Here is a 23,190-nt window from a genome sequence, read left to right on the forward strand (position 1 = left end):
GGACAGGGTTCGCAGGGAACGGGCCGAAATCGGCCCCTCATGCGCAGATTGTGACCGCTAACTGGTTTATTCTGTAGAGCCGGTTTCGAACAATTTCAGCAGACCAGAATCATGGCCAGAACCGCCCGGATCGTCGAAATCCCGTCGCTCGGCGTGCTCGACCGTGCGGCCGGCGACCTGAGCCGCCAGCTCGCGCAGGCGTTGCGGGAAGCGGTGCGGCGCGGCGACGTGCGGCCCGGCGACACGCTGCCGTCCACGCGGCTGCTCGCGACGTCGCTCCAGGTCGCGCGCGGCACCGTCGTCGACGCGTATGCGCAGCTCGTCGCCGAAGGCTTCCTGGCGTCGCGCGGCGGCGCCGGCACGCGCGTCGCGAACGCGCTCGCCGAGCCTTCTCCGCCGGCCGTCGAACCACCCGCCGCCCGGCGGCGTACCGCACACGCCGGGCTGCCCGAACCGGCCGCGACGTTCGCGCGTATCGCCCGCGAATTCCGTCCGTTGCCGGCCGTGCCGTTCGCGATCTCGGTGCCGGTCGGGCTCACCGCACCCGACGACATCTGGCGCCGGCTCGGCAACCGCCTGCGCGCCCGCGGCGCCGGTGCGCCGTCCGGTTATGCGGATCCGCAAGGCGCGCTGCCGCTGCGCGAAGCGATCGCCGATTACGTGCGCCGCTCGCGCTCGGTGCGCTGCAGCGCCGATCAGGTCGTGATCACGAGCGGCACGCAACAAGGGCTGCACCTCGCGAGCCAGGTCCTGCTCGGCCCGAACGATCGCGCGTGGGTCGAGAATCCCGCCTATCGCGGCATCACTGCACTGCTCGAGAGCACCGGGCGGCGTGACGCGATGGTCCGCGTGCCGGTCGACGCGGACGGCATCGACGTCGAGGCCGGCATCCGTCTCGCGCCGAACGCACGCGCGGCGTTCGTCACGCCGTCGCACCAGTACCCGCTCGGGATGCCGATGAGCATGGCGCGGCGCAACGCGCTGCTCGGCTGGGCGCGCGCGCATCGCGCGTGGGTGGTCGAGGACGACTACGACAGCGAGCTGCGCTACGAGGGCTATCCGTTTCCGTCGCTGCAAGGGCTGGATCCGGAACACGTGGTCTATCTCGGCACGTTCAGCAAGATCCTGTTCCCGTCGCTGCGGCTCGGCTACGTGATCGCGCCCGGCGATCTCGTGCCCGCGTTCTGCGGTGCGCGCGTGCTGATGGATCGGCACGCGCCGACCGCCGATCAGCACGTGCTTGCCGCCTTCATCGCGAAAGGGCATCTCGACCGCCACATTCGCCGTGTGCGCGGCGTCTACGCGCAACAGCGCGCGTTGCTGATCGACACGCTCGGCAAGCGGCTGCCGCGCGAGCGCGCGTGGGTGCAGCCGGGCGATCAGGGGATGCACGTCGTGCTGTGGCTCGCGGAAGGGATCGACGATCTCGACGTGGTGGCGCGCGCCGCGCAGGCGGGCGTCGCGGTGCGCGCGGTGTCGCCGATGTTCGCGCCGGGCACCGCGCGCCCGGGCCTCGTGCTCGGCTTCGGCGGGTTCGATCGCGCACGGATGGAAGCGGCCGCGCAGCGCCTCGCGGATGTGGTCGGCGAAGCGGCCGGCACCGTTTCATCGGAAGAATCGCGGCGACGCATACGACTAAAGGTTGTCCGCGGGAAACAAACGTAATCGTCTGTAAATCCTGCAAGAAAACGGGCTGTCTGGCGGCAGGCAACGGTGCGCGGTTTGCTAGGATCGCGCCTTTTCCGCTCGCGTTCCTGCCGCCGTGAATCGCTTCGTGCCGTTTCTTCGAGACCTGTGGCTTCGCTGCCGCACCGGCGCCCGCTTGCTGGGCGCCGGCGCCTGGCATCGCCTGCGCCATCCGACGCGCCGCGGTGTCGCCCTGACGCTCGCCGCGATACCGGTGCTCGGCCTGCTGGTCCTGCTCGCGTTCGTCCCGTTCACGCCGAGCATCGGCGACATCCGCAAGGCACGCATCGACCGCCCCGCGCGCGTGCTGTCGGCCGACGGTCAACTGATCGCCGAATTTCGGCCCGTCAATCGCGAATGGGTGCCGCTCAAGCAGATATCGCCGCACATGGTCGACGCGCTGATCGCGACCGAGGACCACCGCTTCTACGCGCATCACGGCATCGATTGGCGCCGCACGCTCGCGGCCGGGCTGCACACGTTCTCGGGCAGCCGCCAGGGCGGCTCGACGATCACGCAGCAGCTCGCACGCAACCTGTATCCGGACGAAGTCGGCCGCGCGCCGACGCTCACGCGCAAGGTGAAGGAGCTGATCACGGCATTCAAGATCGAGGCCGTGTACAGCAAGGACGAAATTCTCGAGACGTACCTGAACACGGTGCCGTTCCTGTACAACGCGTACGGCGTCGAGATGGCCGCGCGCACCTATTTCGGCAAGTCGGCGGACCAGCTCGACATCGTCGAAAGCGCGACGCTCGTCGGGATGCTGAAGGGCAACAGCTACTACAACCCGGTGCTGAACCCGGAGCGCGCGGTACAGCGCCGCAACATCGTGCTCGCCCGGATGGCGGCGATGGGCATGCTGTCGCCGCGGCAGCTCGTGCAGTTGCAGCGCCGGCCGCTGCTGGTCGACTTCGAGCCGCAGACCGCGCAACCCGGCCCCGCCCCGCACTTCGCGGTGCAGCTGCGCAAGTGGCTGATCGCATGGGCCGACCGCAACAATTACGATCTCTACGCCGACGGCCTCGTCGTGCGCACGACGCTCGATGCGCAGCTGCAGGACATGGCGACGCAAGCGCTGACGCAGCAGACCGATCGCCTGCAGGCGATCGCCGACAGCGCGTGGCACAACCCGTCCGGCTGCGGGCTGCGCAACGACCTGTTCCGCGGCTTCATCCGGCAGACGCCCGACTATCGCGCCGCGCGCGACGCGGGGCTCGCCGATGTGGCGGCGCTGAAGCAGCTCGGCGCGAATCGCGCGTTCATCCACGCGTTGTGCGAGCGCAAGACGCAGGTGCAGGCGGGCTTCGTCGCGATCGATCCGCGCAACGGCGCGATTCGCGCGTGGGTCGGCAGCCCCGATTTCGGGAGCGAGCCGTTCGATCACGTCGTGCAGGCGCGACGCCAGCCGGGCTCGACGTTCAAACCGTTCGTCTATGGCGCCGCGTTCGCGGACGGCATGCGGCCGGGCGATACGTTCGTCGATCGCCCCGTCGCAATCCCGATCGGCGCGCACGCGGTGTGGCACCCGACCGATGTCGAGCCGCCGACCGACGCACCGATGACGCTGCGCGACGCGCTTGCGCTGTCGCGCAATCGCATCACCGCGCAGGTGATGCAGCGCGAAGGCGCGGCCAGGGTCGCGCAGCTCGCGCGCGCGATGGGCGTGCGCGACAGCGCGCTCGACGCGGTGCCGTCGCTCGCGCTCGGCACGAGCCCCGTCACGTTGAAGGAAATGGTGTCTGCGTACGGGACGATCGCGAACCGCGGCGTGTACGTCGCACCGCAGATGATCACGCGCATCGAGGACCGCGACGGCAAGGTGCTCGCCGCGTTCGGCAGCGCGCCGCCCGAACGCGCGCTGCCAGTGGCCGCGGCACAGACGCTGGTCGACGTGATGCGCGGCGTCGTCGATTATGGGACGGGTGCCGACATCCGCTCGCGCTACGGGATTCGCGTCGACGTCGCGGGCAAGACCGGCACGACGCAGGACAACACGGACGGCTGGTTCATCCTGATGCATCCGCAACTGGTGGCCGGTGCATGGGTCGGCTTCGACGATGGCAGCGTGACGCTGCGCAGCGACTACTGGGGCGCGGGCGCGCACAGTGCGCTGCCGATCGTCGGCTCGTTCTATGATGCCGCGCTGCGTGCGCGCGCGATCGATCCGCACGCGCAGTTTTCGCCAGACTTCCGGCCGCGCAGTGCACCGGCGCCCGCACCGAGGCGGCGTCCGCATCCCGGCCTGTTCGACTGGCTGAAAATCTTCCGCTGAGCACTGCTCGACAACGACGCTTCGTCCTCCCGGACGAAGCGATCCCGGCACGTAACGCCTTCGTCGGAGCGGCTGTCTTCAGTCCGCCGTGTCGCCGCTTTTCGGCAGCTTCGACCAGGCCTTGCGTCCCGGCGCCGGCGACCATGCCGGACGCGTCTTGCGCGCGCTGTCGATCACGACGAGATAGCGGCCGGCGATCGGCGTGATGTCGCGATCGCGGCGCAGCACCCACAACGACTTGCCAGCCTCGACGCGCGCCTGATAGTCGTCGTCGAGAATGCCGTGCCGGTCCAGGAACGTGTTCAGCGAAGCAGGAATCCGCACACAGCCTTTCGAGTGCCGGATGCCGAGCAGCGGCTCGAGGCGATCGGGGTCGGTCGCGTGCATCTGGAAGCGCATCGGCGACTTGCCGCCCTTGCCCCAGCCCCGCTCGCCGTCCACCCAGCCGAAGTCGTAGATGCGCATGTCGCGCATGCCGTAGCCGCGAATGCCGTTGTCGTTCGTCGTGCCTTCCGCGCGGAAGTCCATGTTGTCGGGTGAATGGTGGAACACGCCGAGCGGCGTCAGGAAGTGATCGTATTGGCCAGGCCAGCCGGTGGCGACCGGCGACGCGCCGATCAACAGCCACGCATTGGACGGCGTCGCGCGGAAGTAGATGAACAGCGCCTGCACGTTCGGCGCGCGGTCGACGAGCGCAACGTATTCGCCGGCCAGGTCGCCGAGATCCGCATCGGCGAGCGCGTGCTGAAGGCGATCGCCATACGCGCGCTGCTCGCTCGCGGGCACGTTCAGGCGTCGTTTGACTTCCTGCGTGAAGCGCTTGCGCATGTCGATCGCACGCGCGGTTGCGTCCTTCGCCGCCTCAGCCGACAGCGGCGGGTGCCGGCGCGGCGGCGTCGGTGCGGGTGCTTCGGCTTCGCTTGCCGGTGTGCCGGATGCTGCCGATGCCGCGGAAGCCGGAGAGGCCGCGGACGCGGCGGATGCCGGCGATGCCCCGCTGGCGGGTAACGCATGATGCACGGCGGACGCCGGCGCAGCCTCCGACGACACATGCGCTGGCGAAGCCGGATGCGCGGCCGAAGCCGTTGATGAGGAAAACGTAGCAGTGGCCGACGGCACGTCGGACGCAGCGAAGGCTGGCCGTGCGACGAGAACGGAGATTGGGAGAGCGGCTGCGAGCCACACATACGTGGCGACCGCCAGGGTACGGCAACGCGGCTTGTGCAACCGCCGCGTCAGGTCGGAGAGCATCATGCGATCGAAGCCATCGGCCGATCCGGCCGCCGCACGTTGCAAACGGCGCATCTCCCGTGCGAGCCATCGACATGCCGGGGGCACGCATGCGCCCGGCGCCGACGCCTCTTCCCGGTGGAGTCGTTCGCAGTACAACGCGTTCGGTCCAATGGCGGCTAATGAGTCGTCAGGTCTTTCATTCTACCCGCTCGGACACGAATCGGCAGGGCCGAACCCCCGGTTTCTCGGCGGTTTTGCGCTTCGTCACGCTTTGTTTCAACTCGTTGCCGCTTGCTGCGCCACTGCATGGCAGGTTGCTTCGCCGGGCGTTTCCGGCAACTCGAAGCGCCGGAAATTCACGCACGTGCCGCATGCGGCACGTGCGTGCGCAACCTGCGTCTACTTCGAAATGGTTTCGAGCGCGATGCCTTTGGTACGCGGCCCCATGAATCCGATCGCGGCCATCACGATCACCATCGCGCCGGCAATGAACGCGAACACGCCGAACGTGCCGAAGCCCTTCAACACGGCCGCGATCACGAACGACGAGAAGATCGCCGAGAAGCGGCTCCATGAGTAGACGAAGCCCACCGCGCGCGCACGGATCGACGTCGGGAACAGCTCGGCCTGATAGGCGTGGAAGCTGTACGACATGATGTTGCTCGCGAGCGTGAGGCCGATGCCGAGCACGATCAGGAACGCGCCCACCGTCGTCTGGCTGAACAGCAGCCCGCAGACGACGATCGCCGCCGCCATCGCGACGATCACCGACTTGCGCTCGAAGCGGTCGGCGATCACGAGGCCGATCAGCGGGCCGAGCGGCGCGGCGAGCGCGATCACGCTCGAATACATGAGGCTCGACGTGATCGTGATGCCCTGCTTGATCAGCAGCGTCGGCACCCAGTTCGCGAAGCCGTAGAAGCCGACCGTCTGGAACACGTTGAAGATCGTCATCATGATCGTGCGGCTACGATACGGCGGCACCCACATGTCGCGGAAGCTGCCGCGCGGCGGCACCGGCTCGGCCGGTGCGGGCGGCGGCAGCGGCCGGCCGTATTCGGCTTCGACCTTCGCCTCGAGCGCGCGCATGATGCGATCGGCTTCGTCGACGCGACCCTGCTGCGCGAGCCAGCGCGGGCTCTCCGGTAACTCGCGGCGAATCCACCACACGAACAGCGCGCCGTGCGCGCCAATCAGCACGACCCAGCGCCAGCCGTCGAGGCCGAGCGGTGCGTGCGGCACGAGCAGGTACGCGAGGAACGCGACCACCGGCACCGCGACGAACCCGACCGCCTGCTCGCACGCGAACGCGCGGCCGCGGATCTGCTTCGGCACGAGTTCGGAGATGTACGTACCGATCGTCACCATCTCGACGCCGAGGCCGAGACCGACGACGAAGCGCCAGAAGTTCAATCCGCCTGCCGTATCCTGGAACGCCATCACGACGTTGGCGGCGGTGTACCACAGCAGCGACCACGTGAAGATCGCGCGGCGGCCGAAGCGGTCCGCGAGGAAGCCGCACGCGATCGTGCCGATGAAAAGGCCGGAGAACAGCGCGGCGATGAAGCTCGCGACGCCCGTGGTGCCGAACAGGCCGTGCGTCGTCGCGGACAGAATCCCGCTTTTCACGAGGCCCGGCGCGACGTAGCCGCTGTACAGCAGATCGTAGAGTTCGAAGAAGAAGCCGAGGCTCAGCAGCACGACGAGCTTCCAGACACTGCGGGTCGGCGGCAGGCGATCGAGGCGGGCCGAAATCGAGCCGGCGCCGATGGAAGAGGACGAGGCGGCTGCCTGTGGAATGCTGTCCGTTGAGACCATCTTGGTCGTGTCTCCTGATCGTGTCGTGTGTTTTGTTGTCCGGCGGCCAGCGCGCCGCCGTCGGGCGATTCGCTGCATTGTACCGGCACGCCGCGCGGGCCGCGTTGCATGGTCAACCGGTTCGGACACCCCACTTTCGCGCCGGATTTTGTGTAAATTGCGTAACCTTCTGTCGGATCTGTAAGGTTCGCCGGCGTCACGACGTTGCGCTGCCGGACTGCGAATGCGACCGTCACGGCCCCGCCGGCAAGGGCCCGCGCGGCAATCGCATGCCCGTGCGGGCACCGCTGTACGCGAAAGGCAAGGCGCACGATCGGCAGCGCCGCGGCCGCCATGCCCCGGTAACATGCTACCGGGCCAACTCCCGGCTTCCGGGCGCCTTGCGGCACCCAACATTGTCGGCAAAACGTAAGCATTCCATGTCCATACAACGACTATCCACGTACGCACGCCGGATCGCGCTGTTCGCACTGCTGCAGTTCGCGGCGATCGCGACCGCGTCGGCATTTCCGACGGCCGCGTCCGCACCGGGCGCGAGCGGCGTCGGCGTCCCCGTGCCGACGATTTCGCTCAGCGACGCCGTTGCGCAACTCAAGCAGATGCAGGTGCAACAGGACCGCATCAAGCAGCAGACGTCGAACGCGACCAACAGCAAGGAGCTCGACGAGCTCGGTGACGCGACCCAGGAACTGAGCGCCGACGTCGACAAGCTGCAGAGCCAGCTCGCGCCGCAGCGCACGCAGGTCCAGGCGCAGCTCGACGTGCTCGGCCCGCCGCCGGCCCCGGGCGCATCGCCCGAAACACCCGCCGTCGAACAGCAGCGGGCGACGCTGAACGCGCGCAAGGCGCAGATCGACGCGGCGCTGAAGCAGGCCGCCGACCAGAAGACCAACCTCGCGAACCTGAACGACCAGTTCTCGAAGCTGCACCGCAGCCTGCTGAAGAACCAGCTCGCGTTCCGTTCCGGCAGCATCTTCGGCGCGCAGTTCTGGCTGCCGCTGTTCCATCTGTCGCCGGACGACGTGCAGCGGCTCGACGATTTCAACAACGAACTGCGCGACATGCTGCGCTCGTCCTGGACACCCGGCCAGCGCGCGCTCACCACGCTGCTGATCATCACGGCGCTCGCGGTCTGGCTCGGCGGCCGCCGCATCGTCGAACGCGGGCTCGCGTGGTTCTGCCTGAACCGCCTGCCGCCCACCCGGCTGCGCCGCAGTGCGCTGGCGCTGGCCACGGCGCTCTCGACGCTGCTCGCGACCGCGGTCGCCGTCCAGATCCTCTATCTCGCGCTCGCCCGCCACTCCGAGCTCACGGCGTCGATGACCGATCTGTGGGACCAGTTCGCGAAGCTCGCCGTAACCTGCGCGCTGATCGCCGGCCTCGGCCGCGCGCTGCTCTGCACGAAGCATCCGTCGTGGCGGCTGCCCGCGCTCGCCGATCCCGTCGCGCTCGCGATGAAGCCGTTCCCCGGCGTGCTGGCCGCGCTGCTGCTGATGTCGGGCACGCTCGAATCGATCAACCGGATCGTCGATACCAGCCTGTCCGTCACGCTGTTCGGCCGCGGCATCGTATCGCTCGTCGTCGCGCTGACCGTCGGCGCGTCGATCCTGCGCGCGAATCGCGTACGCAGCGCGCTTGCGGCATCCGGCGAGGCACCCGAGGATCGCTCGACGCTCGCGGGGCTGATCCATGCGGGCGTCACGCTGGCGATCGTCGTGTCGCTCGGCGCGCTGCTGATCGGCTACATCACGGTCGCACGCTTCATCACGTACGAGCTTGTGTGGTTCGAGATCGTGCTGTGCAGCGTCTACATCATGACGCAGCTGACGCGCGACGCGAGCGAAAGCCTGTTCTCCGCGAACCTGTCGACCGGCAGGCAGATCAAGCATCTGTTCGCGCTCGACGACCGGCATCTGGACCAGGCCCATACCGTCGTGTCCGGCCTCGGCACGAGCCTGCTGATGCTGGTCGCGGCGATCGCGTTGCTGACGGGCGGCTTCGGCACGACGCCGAGCGACCTGCTCGACAGCGCGGTCGCGATGATCGGCGGCCAGCGGCTGCAGAGCCTGAACATCATGCCCGACCGGATCATGAACGCGGTGATCGGGTTCGCGATCGGCTTCTACCTGCTGCGCTCGGTGCGCCGCTGGCTCGACAGCGAATTCATGCCGGCACTCGGCATGGATGCGGGAATGCGCGTGTCGCTGATCACGCTGTTCACCAACGTCGGCTACGTGCTGCTCGTGCTGATGGCGCTCGGGCTGCTCGGCGTCAGATGGAGCAACCTTGCGTGGATCGTCAGCGCGCTGTCGGTCGGTATCGGTTTCGGCCTGCAGGAGATCGTGAAGAACTTCGTGTCGGGGCTGATCCTGCTGACCGAGCGGCCGGTGAAGGTGGGCGACATGGTCAGCATCGCGGGCGTCGAAGGCGACATCCGCCGCATCAACGTGCGCGCGACCGAGATCCAGCTCAGCGACCGCTCGACCGTGATCGTGCCGAACTCGCAACTGATCTCGCAGAACGTGCGCAACGTGACGATGGGCAACAGCACGCAGGGCGTCGCGACGCTGATGCTGACGTTCCCGCTGAACACCGACCCCGAGCAGGTGCGCGACCTGCTGCTCGACGCGTATCGCGAGCATCCGGCGATTCTCGACAAGCCGGCGCCGTCGGTCACGTTCAGCCAGCTGGCGCCCGACGGGATCACGCTGAGCGTCACGGGCTACGTGGCGAGCCCGCGGATCGCGAGCGCGACGAAGAGCGACCTGCTGTTCGAGATCCTGAAGCAGTTGCGGGCGTCGCAGATCACGCTGTCGACGCCGCAGATGCTGGTCGTGCAGAACATGCCGGCGATCGACGGATCCGCCCCTCACAATTGAATACGTGATCGGGCGGGCGCAGATCGGGCATCTGCCGCGCACGCATCGCTGAAAACGACAAGGGCCGGTTACCACCTTCGCGGCAACCGGCCCTTGTCATTCGAACGTCAACGCGCCCTTGCGGGCCCCTCCGTCAGACGTCGAACTTCACGCCCTGCGCCAGCGGCAGCTGACGGCTGTAGTTGATCGTGTTCGTCGCACGGCGCATGTACGCCTTCCACGCATCCGAACCCGACTCGCGGCCGCCGCCCGTTTCCTTCTCGCCGCCGAACGCGCCGCCGATCTCCGCGCCGCTCGTGCCGATGTTCACGTTGACGATCCCGCAATCGCTGCCCGCCGACGACATGAACTGCTCGGCCTCGCGCATGTCGTTCGTGAAGATCGCCGACGACAGGCCCTGCGGCACCGCGTTGTGTACTTCGATCGCGTCCTCGAAGTCGTCGTAGACCATCACGTAGAGAATCGGCGCAAACGTCTCGCGCTCGACCACCGCCGATTGCTTCGGCATCCGCACGATGGCCGGACGCACGTAGTACGCATCCGCATGACCGACATCGACGCGCTCACCGCCCTTCACTTCGCCGCCCTGCTCGCGTGCGTCGGCCAGTGCCTTCTGCATCGCGTCGAACGACGCACGGTCGACCAGCGGGCCGACGAGCGTGCCTTCCTCGAGCGGGCTGCCGACCTTCACCGACGCATAGGCCTTCTCGATGCGCGGCAGCAGCTGGTCGACGACGCTGCGATGCACGATCAGGCGGCGCAGCGTCGTGCAGCGCTGGCCGGCCGTGCCGACCGCCGCGAACGTGACGGCGCGCACCACGAGGTCGAGGTCGGCGCTCGGCGCGACGATCATCCCGTTGTTGCCGCCGAGTTCGAGAATGCCGCGTGCAAGGCGCTGGCTCAGCACCTTCGCGACTTCCTGGCCCATCCGCACACTGCCCGTCGCGCTGACGACCGGCACCTTCTTCGACGACGTCAGCACCTCGCCGACATCGCGCATGCCGAGCACCAGTTGGCTCAGGCCCTTCGGCGCGACGCCCGGGTGGGTCTTCTCGAATTCGCGGATCGCCTTCTCGAGCAGCACGTGGCATGCAATCGCGGTGAGCGGCGTCTTCTCCGACGGCTTCCACACGACCGAATCGCCGCACACGAACGCGAGCGCCGCATTCCAGGCCCACACCGCGACCGGGAAGTTGAACGCCGAGATCACGCCGCACACGCCGATCGGGTGCCACGTCTCCATCATCCGGTGCCCCGGGCGCTCGGACGCGATCGTCAGGCCGTAAAGCTGGCGCGACAGGCCGACCGCGAAGTCGCAGATGTCGATCATTTCCTGCACTTCGCCGAGCCCTTCCGACGTGATCTTGCCGGCTTCGAGCGTGACGAGGCGGCCAAGTTCGGCCTTGTGCTCGCGCAGCACGTTGCCGAACACGCGCACGAGCTCGCCGCGCACCGGCGCCGGCACCGTGCGCCACTTGAGGAATGCGTCGTGCGCGGCGTCGATCTTGCGCTCGGCGTCGGCGGGCGAGTCAACCGCCAGCGTCGCGAGCGTCGCGCCGTCGATCGGCGAACGCGCGGTCAGCGCATTGCCTTTCCACTGGGCGAGATCGATGTCGAGCGCAGCAAGAATGTCGTTGAATTGCATCACTTCCTCTTCAGGGACAGATTGATCGGTGCGGCGGCAACGCCGCCCGCGTGATTCGATTGGAGCGCGTTCGCGCGCCCTGTGCAAGCGGATGCGCAGCTCGGCAGGCCCGGTGCGCCGCGTGGCGCATCGCGCGCCGCCGCCGCCGGAAACCCGGCCGGACGGCGCGCCCCGGCCTCGCGAGGCACGATCCATGAGACACATTGTCGGTGGCCACAAGTCGGGCCGCTATTGATATTAACTCACGACTTCATTCCCAAAACGCAACACCCGGGCAGGGCGAGGCCGCTTGATTCGGGACGGTGACGGGACCTGTACGGAGCCGGTGGCCGGGCCGCCGGGCCGGTTTCGGTGCGCGACAAGTTGATGACAAAGTTGCATCACCCTGTGCGGAAATATCGTTTGCCGCGCATGCGGCCGGCACATACGATCGGGACGGCGTCGAGGTGCACCGGCACCCGGCGCGCCGACGGCCGCCGAGCAGCGGCCGGACGACAGACGAAGGCGACACGCGTGGCGGCCCGGTGCACCGGTCGTTCCAGACGATCCGGATCGAGCGCGCACAGCAGTGCTGCTGCCCGCCCTGGCGGCCGGCGACGCGTCACGCTTCGTAGCCAAAAAACAATCCTGGAGACAGCGCCCAGCACCCGCCATGCATTCAGATGCCCGCCCCGACTCGCCCCATCCGTCCGGCTCGCCGCCCGCGAGGCCGTCCCTCCACCGCGCACTGCAGGCGCGCCATCTGCGGATGATCGCGATCGGCGGCTCGATCGGCACGGGCCTGTTCGTCGCGTCCGGCGCGTCGATCTCGCAAGCCGGCCCCGGTGGCGCGATGCTCGCGTACATGGTGATCGGCCTGATGGTCTACTTCCTGATGACGAGCCTCGGCGAAATGGCCGCGTTCATGCCGGTGTCCGGCTCGTTCGCGACCTACGGCGCGAAATTCGTCGACGAGGGCTTCGGCTTCGCGCTCGGCTGGAACTACTGGTACAGCTGGGCCGTGACGCTCGCGGTCGAACTCGTCGCCGCGCAGCTCGTGATGCACTACTGGTTTCCGCACGTGCCAGGCGTCTGGTGGAGCGCGATCTTCCTCGCGCTGATCTTCGCGCTCAACGCGCTGTCGGTGCGCGGCTTCGGGGAAGCCGAATACTGGTTCGCGCTGATCAAGGTGCTGACGGTGCTCGCGTTCGTTGGCGTCGGCCTGCTGATGATCTTCGGGATCATGCAAGGCGGCCCGAGCGCGGGCTGGGGCAACTTCACGATCGGCGACGCGCCTTTCGTGGGCGGTTGGGCAACGATGCTCGGCGTCGCGATGATCGCGGGCTTCTCGTTCCAGGGCACCGAAATGATCGGCGTCGCGGCCGGCGAATCGGAGAACCCGCGCACGACGATCCCGCGCGCGGTCAGCCAGATCTTCTGGCGCATCCTGCTGTTCTACGTGTTCGCGATCTTCGTGATCGGCGTGCTGGTTCCGTACACCGACCCGAGCCTGCTGAAGAGCGACGTCACCGACGTGGGCGTGAGCCCGTTTACGCTCGTGTTCCGTCATGCGGGCCTCGCGTTCGCGGCCGGCGTGATGAACGCGGTGATCCTGACGGCCGTGCTGTCGGCCGGCAACTCGGGCATGTACGCGTCGACGCGGATGCTCTACAACCTCTCGGTCGAAGGCCGCGCGCCGAAGCTGTTCGCAAAGCTGTCGCCGGGCGGCGTGCCGCGCAACGCGCTGTACGCGACGACCGCCGTCGGCGCGCTGTGCTTCCTCACGTCGCTGTTCGGCGACAAAACCGTCTACCTGTGGCTGCTGAACACGTCGGGCATGGCCGGCTTCATCACCTGGCTCGGCATCGCGGTCAGCCACTACCGGTTCCGCAAGGGCTTCCTCAAGCAGGGCTATCGGCTCGACCAGCTGCCATACCGGTCGAAGTGGTTTCCGTTCGGCCCGCTGTTCGCATTCGCGTTGTGCGCGGTCGTCGCACTCGGCCAGGACTACCAGGCGTTCCTCGCCGACAGGATCGACTGGGCCGGCATCGCCGCGACCTACATCGGCCTGCCGTTCTTCCTCGCGATCTGGCTCGGCTACGCGCTGGTGCGCAAATGCCGCCTCGTCCGCTACGAGGACATGGAGATCGCGCCGTGGATCGAGCGCAACGCGACGCCCGAAGCGGCGGTAAAGGCCCGTACCGGCTATCCGGCCTATGTTGCCGCCCCGCCCAACCCGACGCCGGGTGCCTGACGCCCGGTCGTGCAACGGCCGCCGCCCGACCGCCACGGCCGTTGCACTGAAAAACCCATTCGACGCGACGCGCGCGTTCAGGCAAGATCGACGCGCGCCGTCCGTTTTTCCGTCGTGACGAATCACCGAAAACGCATGCAGAACTTCTACGAAGCCACCGTTACCCGCCAGCCCTACCCGCAACTGACCGGCACCATCGACACGCAGGTCTGCATCGTCGGCGGCGGCCTCGCCGGCCTGTGCACGGCGCTCGGCCTCGTCGAGCGCGGCGTGCGGGACGTCGTCGTGCTCGACGGAGAGCGGGTCGGCTTCGGCGCATCGGGCCGCAACGGCGGCTTCGTGTTCGGCGGCTACAGCCTCGACAACGCCGACCTGCTGCGCACGCTCGGCCGCGACGAAGGCCGCCGCCTGTACCGGCTCACCGTCGATGCGGTCGACCTGATCCGCGCGCGGATCGCCCGCTACGGCATCGACTGCGACATCGTCGACCAAGGCGTGATGCTCGCGAACTGGTTCGACGATCCATCGCGGCTCGACGGCGTGCGCACGCTGATGAAGCAGGAATTCAACGTCGACTGGGAACCCGTTTCGACGGACGCGCTGCGCGCGCGGCTGAAGACGCAGCGCTATTACGGCGGCCTGTTCGAGCCGAACGCGTTTCACTTCCATCCGCTCAAGTACGTGCTCGGCGTCGCGGCGGCCGCATCGCGCGGCGGCGCGCGCGTGTACGAACGCTCGGCCGCGCTCGGCATCGCGCGCGAAGGCGCCGGCTACGTCGTGCGCACGGCGCAGGGCACGGTGCGCGCGAAGGACGTCGTGTTCGCCGGTGGCGGCTATGCGCGCGGCGTGTCGCCGCGCATCGAGCGCGCGGTGCTGCCGATCGCGACCTACGTGATCGCGACCGAACCGCTCGGCACGCGCCTGCCCGACGCGATCGACGCGCCGTACGCGATCTACGATACGCGGTTTGCGTTCGACTACTACCGCCCGCTGAAGGACACGCGCATTCTGTGGGGCGGCCGGATCTCGGTGCTCGACCGCGGCCCCGACGCGATCGCGCGGCTGCTGCGACGCGACCTTTTGCGCGTGTATCCGCAGCTCGAAGGCGTGAAGGTCGACTACGCCTGGGGTGGGCTGATGAGCTACGCGCGGCACAAGATGCCGCAGATCGGCCGCGACGCGGACGGCGTGTGGCACGCGATCGCATTCGGCGGTCACGGGATGGCGCCCACCACCGTCGCGGGCGAAGCGCTCGCCGCCGCGCTGGCCGGGGAGCGACCCGTGCCGGAGGGCTTCGCCGCGTTCGGGCTCACGCGCACGTTCGGGCTTGCGGGTCTCGCCGCCGCGCAGCTCACGTATACCGCGTACCAGGCCCGCGACGCGCTCGCGTCGTGCCGGCGCTGAGCGGCGGCAGCAGCCGAAACCGCACGGCCGATTAGAACGAAAGGTCGGCCGGGCGGGCATTTCCCGCATGCTAGAATGGATTTTTCATGCCGCCGCGAACCCACAACAAAGTCACATGAAAGCTGGAAGCAAGGCCGCCACGTCCGAAAGCCGCGCACTTGCGACCGATGCGCGGCGCAAATACGATCCCGAGCAAACCAAGCGCAACATCCTCGACGTCGCCACGCAGGAGTTTTCCGCGATGGGCCTCGCGGGTGCGCGCGTCGACGCGATCGCCGAGCGTACGAACACGACGAAGCGCATGCTGTACTACTACTTCGAAAGCAAGGAAGGCCTGTACGAGGCCGTGCTGGAGAAGGTGTACGGCGACATCCGCGCGCTCGAGCAGGAACTGCACGTCGGCGACATGGAGCCGCGCGAAGGCATGCGCCGGCTCGTCGAATTCACGTTCGACTATCACGACAAGCACCGCGATTTCGTCCGCCTCGTGTCGATCGAGAACATCCACGGCGCGAAGTATCTCGAACAGCTGAAGTCGTTCAAGAACCGCAACGTCAGCATCATCAAGACGCTCGAGGAACTGCTCGAGCGCGGTGCGGCGAGCGGCGCCTTCCGCAAGGACATCGACGCGTTCGACCTGCATCTGCTGATCAGCTCGTTCTGCTTCCACCGCGTGTCGAACCGTTATACGTTCGGCGCCGCGTTCGGCCGCGATCCGTCGGCGCCGCGACTGCGCGCGCGACATCGCGAGACGATCACCGACTCCGTGCTGCGCTACGTCGCCGCGTAGGCGCACCGCGCGATTCCGCCCGAAGGCCGGCTGGCGAGCATTCCGCTCGCCGTCCGGCACACCTCCCGAACGTCGCCGCGCCGCCTGCAACCGGCATGAGCCGACCGCACGCCGCGCGCTGCTTCAAGCCACCTCACGCTGCGCGTGCGTCGCGGGCGAGTCCGTCGGCACGGTCGACGCCAGCGCGATCCGCGCCTTCGCTTCCGGGCTACCCGCCACGAAATATTTCTTCGCCCAGCTCGAGTCCGGTGCGAGCGCGAGCTGTCGCTGCGCACCGGCGCCATGCCGTTTCGTTTCGATCGACAGCGCCCGTGCGCGGTAGTGCTCGTAGAGCCGCAGGAATTCCGCGAGATAGATCGCCGCGATCCGCGTGTCGCGAATCTCGAGCAGGTTCTCGTCGTTGTACTGCTCGGAGTTGCGGCTCATGTTCGCCGAGCCCGTATAGACGATCGGGTTCGCGCCTTCCGCATCGATCACGATGAACTTGTGGTGGATCACGACCGGCGGGTACGCCGGCGCCGGCTCGCCCGGAAAGAGGCGCAGCTCCGGCTCGAAACCCTTCGGCACCGTTGCCGGCGAAAAATAGGCGGCATCGATCACGTCGCGCCGATCGCGCCGGCGATGGTAAAGCTCGAGGTTCGCGAGCGTCGCCGCATCGAGCGACTGCCCGTCGTGCTGCGCGGCATCAGCCTTCGTCGCGCTACCGACGTTGATGCGGTTCACCAGGCCGAACATCATCAGGCCGCGGTCGCCGGCTGCAAAGCATGCGTCGCGCAGCGCTGCGTCGGTCGGCATGAACAGGCAGAACGACACCGAATGTTTCGCGGCCGCGATCGCGGCGACGATCGTATCGATCTCGGTGCGCTGCCCCGCCGGCTCCGGCGAAAACGCGACGCGCACCTGCGCGCTGCCGATCGTCACCGGCGCCGACCAGCCCGCCGACAATTTCGCCGTCTCCGCGATCGTCGGATTCGCGGCCAGCGCGTGCGCACGCGCGTTGTACAGCGCCGCGAGCGCCGGCGAGTCGAATGCGTGCAGCACGTTCGCCTGCTCCGTCAGCCCTTCGGTCGTGAAGTTCGCGGAACCGGTCAGCACGCGCGTGGGCGTCACCGCAGTGACCAAATTCGCCGGTGCGTCGGTCACGATGAACTTGTCGTGCATGATGTGCGTCCGGTCGCGCGGCGCGAGCGTCGCGAGACCCTGCAGCGCGTCGACGGCCGGCTGGTTCGGCGACGGCAGCGGCGGCTTGCCCTTGCGCGCGGTCTCGTGCGCGTCGTAGACGATCGCGAGCGACGCTTCGCCATGTTGCCGTCCGAACGCCTCGAATGCGGGCAGCGCCCACAGCGTGTCCGTCAGATGATAGACGGCCGACACCGCGCGCGACGCGGGGTCGAGCATCGCCGCGAACACCTGTTCCATGTCGTTCGCGAGCCACGTGCGCAGCTTCAGTGCCTGGTCCGCGCTCGGCGCCGCATCCGGCGCGAGACCCAGTGCCGCGACCTGCTTCGCGAACGCCTGCGAGCTGACGACCGCACGGTTGAACCACGTACCGACACCATCCACGACATGAGCGGGCAACACGACCTCGCACACGCCGGCCTCCGCATCGAGCACCTGCAGGTGCTCCGGCGTGCCGACGACCGGATAGACGTCATAGCGGAATGACGCATCGCGGTCCTGCGGATCGATGCGCGCGTCCCACCACATGAATTTCTGGATCGGCGCCTGGTCGGTCGGTGCGTCGCCCTGCGTGTCGGCGGCCGGGCCGTCGAACGTGAGCCGGTTCGGCAGCCAGCTGTTCGGCGCCCGCGTCTTGCCGTCGGCCGTCCAGAAACCCGGCGTGCGCCGGATCGCGAAGCCGAGGAAGTCGGTGCGCGACGCCGCGTCGGGCCAGTCGAAGGCCAGCAGGACCAAGGTCGGAGAAAGATAGCTGCGTACGCTGACAGTCATTCGTTGCTCCTGCCGGGCGGGCCGGTCGAGATGAATGAGTCAGTGTTGACGGTGGTTCTTCCCGTGCGATGACGGTTCGATGAACCTTGTATGTCGGACGTGCGTCAGTCGCACACGAGCAGCTCGATGCCGCGTGCGGTCAGCGCGCGGCGCACGGCCTTGTCCGGCGCGCGCTCGGTGACGAGGTAGCGCGCGGCCGACGTGCCGTTGATCCGCACCGGCGTCACGCGGCCGAACTTCGAATGGTCGGCAACGATGATCGCCGTGCCGGCGGCCGCGATCATCCGGCTGCGCACTTCGGCGGCGAGCCGCGAGTAGTCGGTGCAGTCGCCGTCGGCCGTGATGCCGCCCGCGCCGACGAACGCGAAATCGACATGGTATTGCGCGAGTTGCTGGATCGTATCGAGCCCGAACGTCGCGTCCTCGTCGTCGGACAGTTCGCCGCCGAGCAGCGTCACGCGATTGCCGTTGCGCCGCGCGAGCACGAACGCCGTGCGCCAGTCGTTCGTGTAGATCGACAGCCGGTGCCGGTCGGCCAGCGCGAGCGCGACCGCATGCGGCGTGCTGCCCGAGTCGATCAGCACCGATGCGTCGTCGGGCACGAATTCGGCCGCGCGCCGCCCGATCGTGCGCTTCGCTTCGGCGTTCGCCGCTTCACGCTCGGACAGGCTCGGCTCGCGGCGGTCCGCCGCCAGCGCGCCGCCGTGCGTCATCACGAGCAGGCCGCGCGCCGCGAGCGCATTCAGGTCGCGCCGGATCGTCTCGCGCGATACGTCGAGCGAGCGCACGAGTTCGGCTACGGACAGCGCGCCCGATCGTCCGAGCTCCGACAGAATGTATTGATGACGTTGTTCCGCCAGCATCGCAATGCGCCCGAGGCGACTGGTAATGGGTAAGCTGACCATTGTATTACGGCCGCTTGACCGCCATTTGACGGCGGTGCGGCTGGCGGTCGCCGCGTTTCACGAAAGCGAAATTCTGTATTGCCCGATGCGCGCGAATCGGCACGGCAAGCGGTTGCTACACTTTGCGCTTCGCCGAACGACAGACCATAAAGGGGCTTGGGGAATGTATCGCAAAGGCAGTGTGCTCGAAATCCAGTTTTCGCCGGAACGACTCAACGATGGAGCGGGCGATCCATACTGGATCGACCTGACGCTCGACGAGGCGCGCCGGCTGTACGAACAGCTCGCCGCGCGCTTCGCGACCGACGCGCGCGCGAACCAGCCGCTCGACACGTTCTCGCTCGACTGATCGCCCATCCTTTCCGCGCGCCACGGCGCGCTTTCATGCCGCAGCACCTTCCTCTGGCCGGCCGGTAACGGAATGGCCGGCGCGCCGCCGCGCTCGCGGCACGTCACGCCCGCGGCCAACGCGCCGCACATGGCAACCGCATGCAGCGCGCACGCGCCACGAGTAAGTGCAGAATCCGACAAGACGGCGGCATCGGCTCGACCGATACTGGCCGACTTCACGATTCGTCCGGCCGTATCGCGGCCCGCCACGCATGTTTACTTCGCTCGTCGCCGCGGCGTTCGTCGCGCTGTGGTCCACCGGCTTCATCGTCGCACGGGCAATCAAGCCCTACGCCGATCCGAACCTGTTCCTGCTCGCACGTTTCGCCGGCACGGCCGTGCTGTTCGGCGCGGTGGCGCTCGCCGCGCGCGCGCCGTGGCCGGCCCGCCGCGAATGGCCGCGCCACCTGATCGCGGGCGCGCTGCTGCAAGGCGTCTATCTCGGCGCCAGCTACTGGGCCGTCGCGCAGGGACTGAATGCGGGCGTGATGGCGTTGCTCGGCGCGCTGCAGCCGCTCGCCACCGCCGTGCTCGCAGTGCCGCTGTTCAATGAGCGCCTGCCCGCGCGCGGCTGGCTCGGGATGGCGCTCGGGCTCGCCGGCGTCGCGCTCGTGCTCGCGCCAAAGGTCGCGGGCGGCGTCGCGTCGCCACCGGGCGCCGCGCCCGCGTGGTTCGTCGTGGCCGTGTCGATCCTGTCGGTCGGCTCGATCACCGCCGGCTCGCTCTATCAGAAGGGCAAGCTCGCGCAGAACGACCTGCGCACGGCCGTCGCCGTGCAGAACCTCGGCGCGGCGATCATCGCGGCCGTCTTCGTCGCGCTGCTGCACGAAACGCGCTGGATCGGCGCGCCGGCGGTGTGGATATCGCTCGTGTGGGGCGTCGTGTTCCTGTCCGGCGGCGCGGTCACGATGCTGATGTGGATGCTGCGGCGCGGCAACGCCGCGCGCGCGACGTCGTTGCTGTTCCTCGCGCCGCCGCTCGCCGCCCTGCAGGGCTATCTGCTGTTTGGCGAAACGCTCGCGGCCGTCCAGCTCGCCGGCTTCGGGCTCGCGCTGGCGGGCGTCGTGCTCGCGCGGCGCTGACGCGGGCGAGCGAAAGCAGGAAGCGTCCGTCACCGCGCCCCTTCCACGCACCGAAACGAAGCATCCGTGTGCACGTCGGAGTCGACGCGCCCCGCGCGCTGCCCCATGACGATGCAGCGCGTCTCGCCGATGCAACGCGCGGTCGCCGGATCGCATGCCCGGCGCGGCGCCGGACCGCGATTGCGCTTATGATGGGCGCCTTGCATTTCGTTCCGGAACCACCCTCCATGACATCCGCCGATTACGCCAGCCGCCAACGCGCGATCATCGCCGAACTGAACGTCACCCCGCACTTCGACGTCGATGCCGAGATCGCCCGACGCGTCGACTTCCTCGCGCAGTACCTTCGTTCGACCGGCCTGCGGACCTACGTGCTCGGCATCAGCGGCGGCGTCGATTCCTCGACGGCCGGACGGCTCGCACAGTTGGCGGTCGAACAGCTGCGCGCCGACGACTACGACGCCCGCTTCATCGCGATGCGCTTGCCGAACGGCGTGCAGAACGACGAAGCCGATGCACAGCGCGCGCTCGCGTTCGTGCGCGCGGACGAGACGTTCACGGTCGACGTGAAGCCGGCCGCCGACGCGATGCTCGCATCGCTCATCGCCTCCGGCCACGCGTTCGAAAACCCGGCACAGCAGGACTTCGTGCACGGCAACATCAAGGCACGCGAGCGCATGATCGCGCAGTACGCGGTCGCCGGCGCGCGGCGCGGCATCGTGATCGGCACCGACCACGCGGCCGAATCGCTGATGGGTTTCTTCACGAAATTCGGCGACGGCGGCGCGGACGTGCTGCCGCTCGCCGGCCTGAGCAAGCGCCGCGTGCGTGCGGTCGCCCGCGCGCTCGGCGGTGACGAACTGATCGTGATGAAGGTGCCGACGGCTGACCTCGAGGAACTGCGTCCGCTGCGCCCCGACGAGCACGCGTATGGCGTCACCTACGACGAGATCGACGATTTCCTCGAAGGCAAGCCCGTGGCCGACAGCGTGTACGAAACGGTGCTGCGCTTCTACGACGGCTCGCGCCACAAGCGCGCGCTGCCGTACACGCCGTTCGACTGGCCGGCCGCGTAAGCCGGCCCCGTCGCCGCAACACCCTGCCGCGCCGCGCGGAACCTGGCGGTTACGCGCGGCGCATGCACGACGGGCAACGCTACGCGTGCCCGCCCGTCTTCTTCGCTTGCAGTGCGCGAATCCGCATCCGCGCACCCGTATCGCTGACCGTCGCGTCGTACATCGTCGCGAGATCGCGCTTGAGCGCGGTGCGCGAACCGCCGTCGAGATACACCATGTGCCCCGACGGATAAAAGCGCGCGGACAGGTTCTGCCGCACCTTCTGATCCTCGAGCGGCATCTGCTGCAGGTCGATCACGGTCTGGTAGAACGGCGTGACGAAATCGTAGAGGCCGTTCGCCGACAGCACCTTCAGGTCGACGTTCAGCGCCATCACCGCGGCGAGATCGCCGGCCGTATAGAGGATCACGTTCCCCTTCGCATCGATGCCCTGCTGCGCGCCGGTCGGATCGATATGACTGAAGTCCCAGTTCTGGAACGCCTGGTCGTTCAGGTCCGTGAACGCGGAATTCGACGTGAACTTCAACTGCTCGTTCAGGTAGCTGTTCCACATCGCCGTGTAGACACCCGTGACGGCCGTCATCGTCGGGTCGTTGCCGCCCGAGTTCGGATCGATCTTGCCGGCGATGCCCGACGAGATCCCGGTCACGCGGCCGTCGTACGAACCGAGCGCGAGCCCCTGCGCGTGCAACAGCGTCGTCAGGAACAGCGAATTGCCACGCGCGTCGTAGCCCGCGATGTCGAGCCCCCAGGTCTGCAGCGTCGCGGTGTCGATGCCCGTGTAGTCCGACAGCTTCCGCACGGCGGCCGGATCGGCATGCGGCACGTTGCGCAGTGCGGTCAGGTAGTCGGTACGCGCGAACTGCGCGACTTCCTCGACGAACGTGCCGAGATCGGTCGGCGCGGGCGTGACGCCGAGCTTCTTGTGATACCACGCGTCGGCGGCCGCGGTCGGCAACGCGCCGACCGGGTTGCCGGCCTGCCGGTAGTCGAGGATCGACGACTGCAGCGTGATGCCGTTCAGGTCGACGCCGTCCTCGTGCAGCTTGTACGCGAGCACGCAGCTGCGCGCGGTGCCGTACGACTCGCCGAACAGGTATTTCGGCGAATTCCAGCGGTTGTTCTTTGTCAGGTAGCGCTTGATGAACTGCTTCAGCGAATTCGCATCCTGGTCGACGCCCCAGAAATTGCGGTTCCGGTTCGGCGCGACGGCCGCCGAATAGCCGGTGCCGACGGGGTTGATGAACACCAGGTCGCTGTGGTCGATCATGCTGTCCGGATTGTCTTCCATCTGGTACGGCGCAGGCGGCGTGAACCCCGGCATCGAGGTCTTGATGCGCTTCGGCGCGAACGAGCCGAGCAGCACGAACACCGACGACGACCCGGGGCCGCCGTTGTAGAAGAACGTGACGGGCCGCGTTTCCTCCTTCGCGCCGTCGGCCGTGAACGCGACGTAGAAGATCTTCGCGGCCGGCTGCGAACTGCTCGGGTCGACCGTCACCAGATGGCCGGCCGTCGCCGTGTACGCGATTCGCTTGCCGTCGATCAGGATCGTGTGGTGCGTGATCGCGGCCGCTTCGGTCGTGTCGGTGACCGAGTCGTCGGGGCCGTTGCCGTACGCGACCGGATCGAAGAACGGCTGGTCGCGGCCGTGGCTCAGCGCGACCGGATTGATGGTCGGCGGCACGCCATGCGAATTGTGGTCGCCGTGATGCAGCGGATACACGCCGCCGGAGGATGCGGAATCGATGCCCATCGTGCTGCTCCTGGAGGTGAGAAAAAGGCGCGGGCCGGAAGCCCGCGCCATACGAAAAGCCGTGTACC

15 protein-coding genes are annotated in these 23,190 nt (G+C 68.1%); 9 read left to right on the forward strand and 6 right to left on the reverse strand.

Features of this window, described 5'->3' with window-relative positions; genetic code table 11:
* Positions 1 to 111 precede the first annotated feature (111 nt).
* Together pdxR and WS75_RS19920 are read left to right on the forward strand one after the other, a co-directional pair.
* The gene (gene pdxR, locus WS75_RS19915) at positions 112 to 1,665 is read left to right on the forward strand and encodes a MocR-like pyridoxine biosynthesis transcription factor PdxR (protein ID WP_059682396.1); all 1,554 of its coding nucleotides are present in this window, start codon (positions 112 to 114) and stop codon (positions 1,663 to 1,665) included.
* A 97-nt stretch (positions 1,666 to 1,762) separates the two neighbouring features.
* On the forward strand, positions 1,763 to 3,961 hold the full coding sequence (locus WS75_RS19920) for a penicillin-binding protein 1A (protein WP_059682398.1): 2,199 nt from the start codon (positions 1,763 to 1,765) through the stop codon (positions 3,959 to 3,961).
* A 78-nt stretch (positions 3,962 to 4,039) separates the two neighbouring features.
* On the opposite strand, the gene WS75_RS19925 is transcribed toward WS75_RS19920, so the two are convergent.
* Together WS75_RS19925 and WS75_RS19930 are read right to left on the reverse strand one after the other, a co-directional pair.
* Positions 4,040 to 5,266, reverse strand: coding sequence for a hypothetical protein (locus tag WS75_RS19925; RefSeq protein WP_059682400.1), 1,227 nt, complete (start codon positions 5,264 to 5,266; stop codon positions 4,040 to 4,042).
* Between the two features lie 327 nt (positions 5,267 to 5,593).
* Positions 5,594 to 7,012 (reverse strand): MFS transporter, encoded by a 1,419-nt coding sequence (locus tag WS75_RS19930; RefSeq protein WP_059682402.1) that lies wholly within the window; start codon positions 7,010 to 7,012, stop codon positions 5,594 to 5,596.
* A 419-nt stretch (positions 7,013 to 7,431) separates the two neighbouring features.
* Here WS75_RS19930 and WS75_RS19935 point away from each other — a divergent pair, with 419 nt between their 5' ends.
* Positions 7,432 to 9,891, forward strand: a complete 2,460-nt coding sequence (locus tag WS75_RS19935) for a DUF3772 domain-containing protein (protein WP_059682404.1) — start codon at positions 7,432 to 7,434, stop codon at positions 9,889 to 9,891.
* Positions 9,892 to 10,024: 133 nt separating this feature from the next.
* On the opposite strand, the gene amaB is transcribed toward WS75_RS19935, so the two are convergent.
* Positions 10,025 to 11,536 carry an L-piperidine-6-carboxylate dehydrogenase gene (gene amaB, locus WS75_RS19940; protein ID WP_059682405.1) on the reverse strand — a complete coding sequence of 504 codons (1,512 nt, stop codon included), beginning with the start codon at positions 11,534 to 11,536 and terminating at the stop codon, positions 10,025 to 10,027.
* Between the two features lie 652 nt (positions 11,537 to 12,188).
* On the opposite strand from amaB, the gene WS75_RS19945 reads away from it, so the two are divergent.
* The 3 genes from WS75_RS19945 (at position 12,189) to WS75_RS19955 (ending at position 15,963) form a co-directional block, all read left to right on the forward strand.
* On the forward strand, positions 12,189 to 13,769 hold the full coding sequence (locus WS75_RS19945) for an amino acid permease (RefSeq protein WP_059682407.1): 1,581 nt from the start codon (positions 12,189 to 12,191) through the stop codon (positions 13,767 to 13,769).
* 135 nt (positions 13,770 to 13,904) lie between these two features.
* Entirely contained in the window at positions 13,905 to 15,173 is a 1,269-nt protein-coding gene (locus WS75_RS19950) for an NAD(P)/FAD-dependent oxidoreductase (protein WP_059682409.1), read from the forward strand.
* 115 nt (positions 15,174 to 15,288) lie between these two features.
* On the forward strand, positions 15,289 to 15,963 hold the full coding sequence (locus tag WS75_RS19955; RefSeq protein ID WP_059464545.1) for a TetR family transcriptional regulator: 675 nt from the start codon (positions 15,289 to 15,291) through the stop codon (positions 15,961 to 15,963).
* A 123-nt stretch (positions 15,964 to 16,086) separates the two neighbouring features.
* On the opposite strand, the gene WS75_RS19960 is transcribed toward WS75_RS19955, so the two are convergent.
* Positions 16,087 to 17,913, reverse strand: coding sequence for a phospholipase D-like domain-containing protein (locus WS75_RS19960; protein ID WP_059682411.1), 1,827 nt, complete (start codon positions 17,911 to 17,913; stop codon positions 16,087 to 16,089).
* A gap of 104 nt (positions 17,914 to 18,017) precedes the next feature.
* Positions 18,018 to 18,776 (reverse strand): DeoR/GlpR family DNA-binding transcription regulator, encoded by a 759-nt coding sequence (locus WS75_RS19965; RefSeq protein ID WP_059598728.1) that lies wholly within the window; start codon positions 18,774 to 18,776, stop codon positions 18,018 to 18,020.
* A gap of 205 nt (positions 18,777 to 18,981) precedes the next feature.
* Between WS75_RS19965 and WS75_RS19970 the strand changes: the two genes are divergently transcribed.
* The 3 genes from WS75_RS19970 to nadE all read left to right on the forward strand — a co-directional run bounded on the left by WS75_RS19970 (position 18,982) and on the right by nadE (position 21,366).
* Positions 18,982 to 19,167, forward strand: coding sequence for a hypothetical protein (locus WS75_RS19970; RefSeq protein WP_006752380.1), 186 nt, complete (start codon positions 18,982 to 18,984; stop codon positions 19,165 to 19,167).
* 253 nt (positions 19,168 to 19,420) lie between these two features.
* Positions 19,421 to 20,290 carry a DMT family transporter gene (locus WS75_RS19975; RefSeq protein WP_059682413.1) on the forward strand — a complete coding sequence of 290 codons (870 nt, stop codon included), beginning with the start codon at positions 19,421 to 19,423 and terminating at the stop codon, positions 20,288 to 20,290.
* Positions 20,291 to 20,517: 227 nt separating this feature from the next.
* Positions 20,518 to 21,366: an ammonia-dependent NAD(+) synthetase gene (gene nadE, locus WS75_RS19980; protein WP_059682415.1), complete on the forward strand. Its 849-nt coding sequence runs from the start codon at positions 20,518 to 20,520 to the stop codon at positions 21,364 to 21,366.
* A gap of 79 nt (positions 21,367 to 21,445) precedes the next feature.
* Here nadE and WS75_RS19985 read toward each other — a convergent pair whose 3' ends face one another.
* Positions 21,446 to 23,122 (reverse strand): S10 family peptidase, encoded by a 1,677-nt coding sequence (locus WS75_RS19985; RefSeq protein WP_059682417.1) that lies wholly within the window; start codon positions 23,120 to 23,122, stop codon positions 21,446 to 21,448.
* Positions 23,123 to 23,190 lie beyond the last annotated feature (68 nt).

This window comes from Burkholderia sp. FL-7-2-10-S1-D7 (assembly GCF_001524185.1).
Classification (GTDB): Bacteria; Pseudomonadota; Gammaproteobacteria; order Burkholderiales; family Burkholderiaceae; genus Burkholderia; species Burkholderia diffusa.

What these genes read in the sequence shown, in the direction of transcription:
- pdxR (WP_059682396.1), top strand. Translation starts at nt 112, where the DNA reads ATGGCCAGAACCGCCCGGATCGTCGAAATCCCGTCGCTCGGCGTGCTC.
- WS75_RS19925 (WP_059682400.1), bottom strand. Translation starts at nt 5,266, where the DNA reads ATGCGCCGTTTGCAACGTGCGGCGGCCGGATCGGCCGATGGCTTCGAT.
- WS75_RS19930 (WP_059682402.1), bottom strand. Translation starts at nt 7,012, where the DNA reads ATGGTCTCAACGGACAGCATTCCACAGGCAGCCGCCTCGTCCTCTTCC.
- WS75_RS19935 (WP_059682404.1), top strand. Translation starts at nt 7,432, where the DNA reads ATGTCCATACAACGACTATCCACGTACGCACGCCGGATCGCGCTGTTC.
- amaB (WP_059682405.1), bottom strand. Translation starts at nt 11,536, where the DNA reads ATGCAATTCAACGACATTCTTGCTGCGCTCGACATCGATCTCGCCCAG.
- WS75_RS19945 (WP_059682407.1), top strand. Translation starts at nt 12,189, where the DNA reads ATGCATTCAGATGCCCGCCCCGACTCGCCCCATCCGTCCGGCTCGCCG.
- WS75_RS19950 (WP_059682409.1), top strand. Translation starts at nt 13,905, where the DNA reads ATGCAGAACTTCTACGAAGCCACCGTTACCCGCCAGCCCTACCCGCAA.
- WS75_RS19955 (WP_059464545.1), top strand. Translation starts at nt 15,289, where the DNA reads ATGAAAGCTGGAAGCAAGGCCGCCACGTCCGAAAGCCGCGCACTTGCG.
- WS75_RS19960 (WP_059682411.1), bottom strand. Translation starts at nt 17,913, where the DNA reads ATGACTGTCAGCGTACGCAGCTATCTTTCTCCGACCTTGGTCCTGCTG.
- WS75_RS19965 (WP_059598728.1), bottom strand. Translation starts at nt 18,776, where the DNA reads ATGCTGGCGGAACAACGTCATCAATACATTCTGTCGGAGCTCGGACGA.
- WS75_RS19970 (WP_006752380.1), top strand. Translation starts at nt 18,982, where the DNA reads ATGTATCGCAAAGGCAGTGTGCTCGAAATCCAGTTTTCGCCGGAACGA.
- WS75_RS19975 (WP_059682413.1), top strand. Translation starts at nt 19,421, where the DNA reads ATGTTTACTTCGCTCGTCGCCGCGGCGTTCGTCGCGCTGTGGTCCACC.
- nadE (WP_059682415.1), top strand. Translation starts at nt 20,518, where the DNA reads ATGACATCCGCCGATTACGCCAGCCGCCAACGCGCGATCATCGCCGAA.
- WS75_RS19985 (WP_059682417.1), bottom strand. Translation starts at nt 23,122, where the DNA reads ATGGGCATCGATTCCGCATCCTCCGGCGGCGTGTATCCGCTGCATCAC.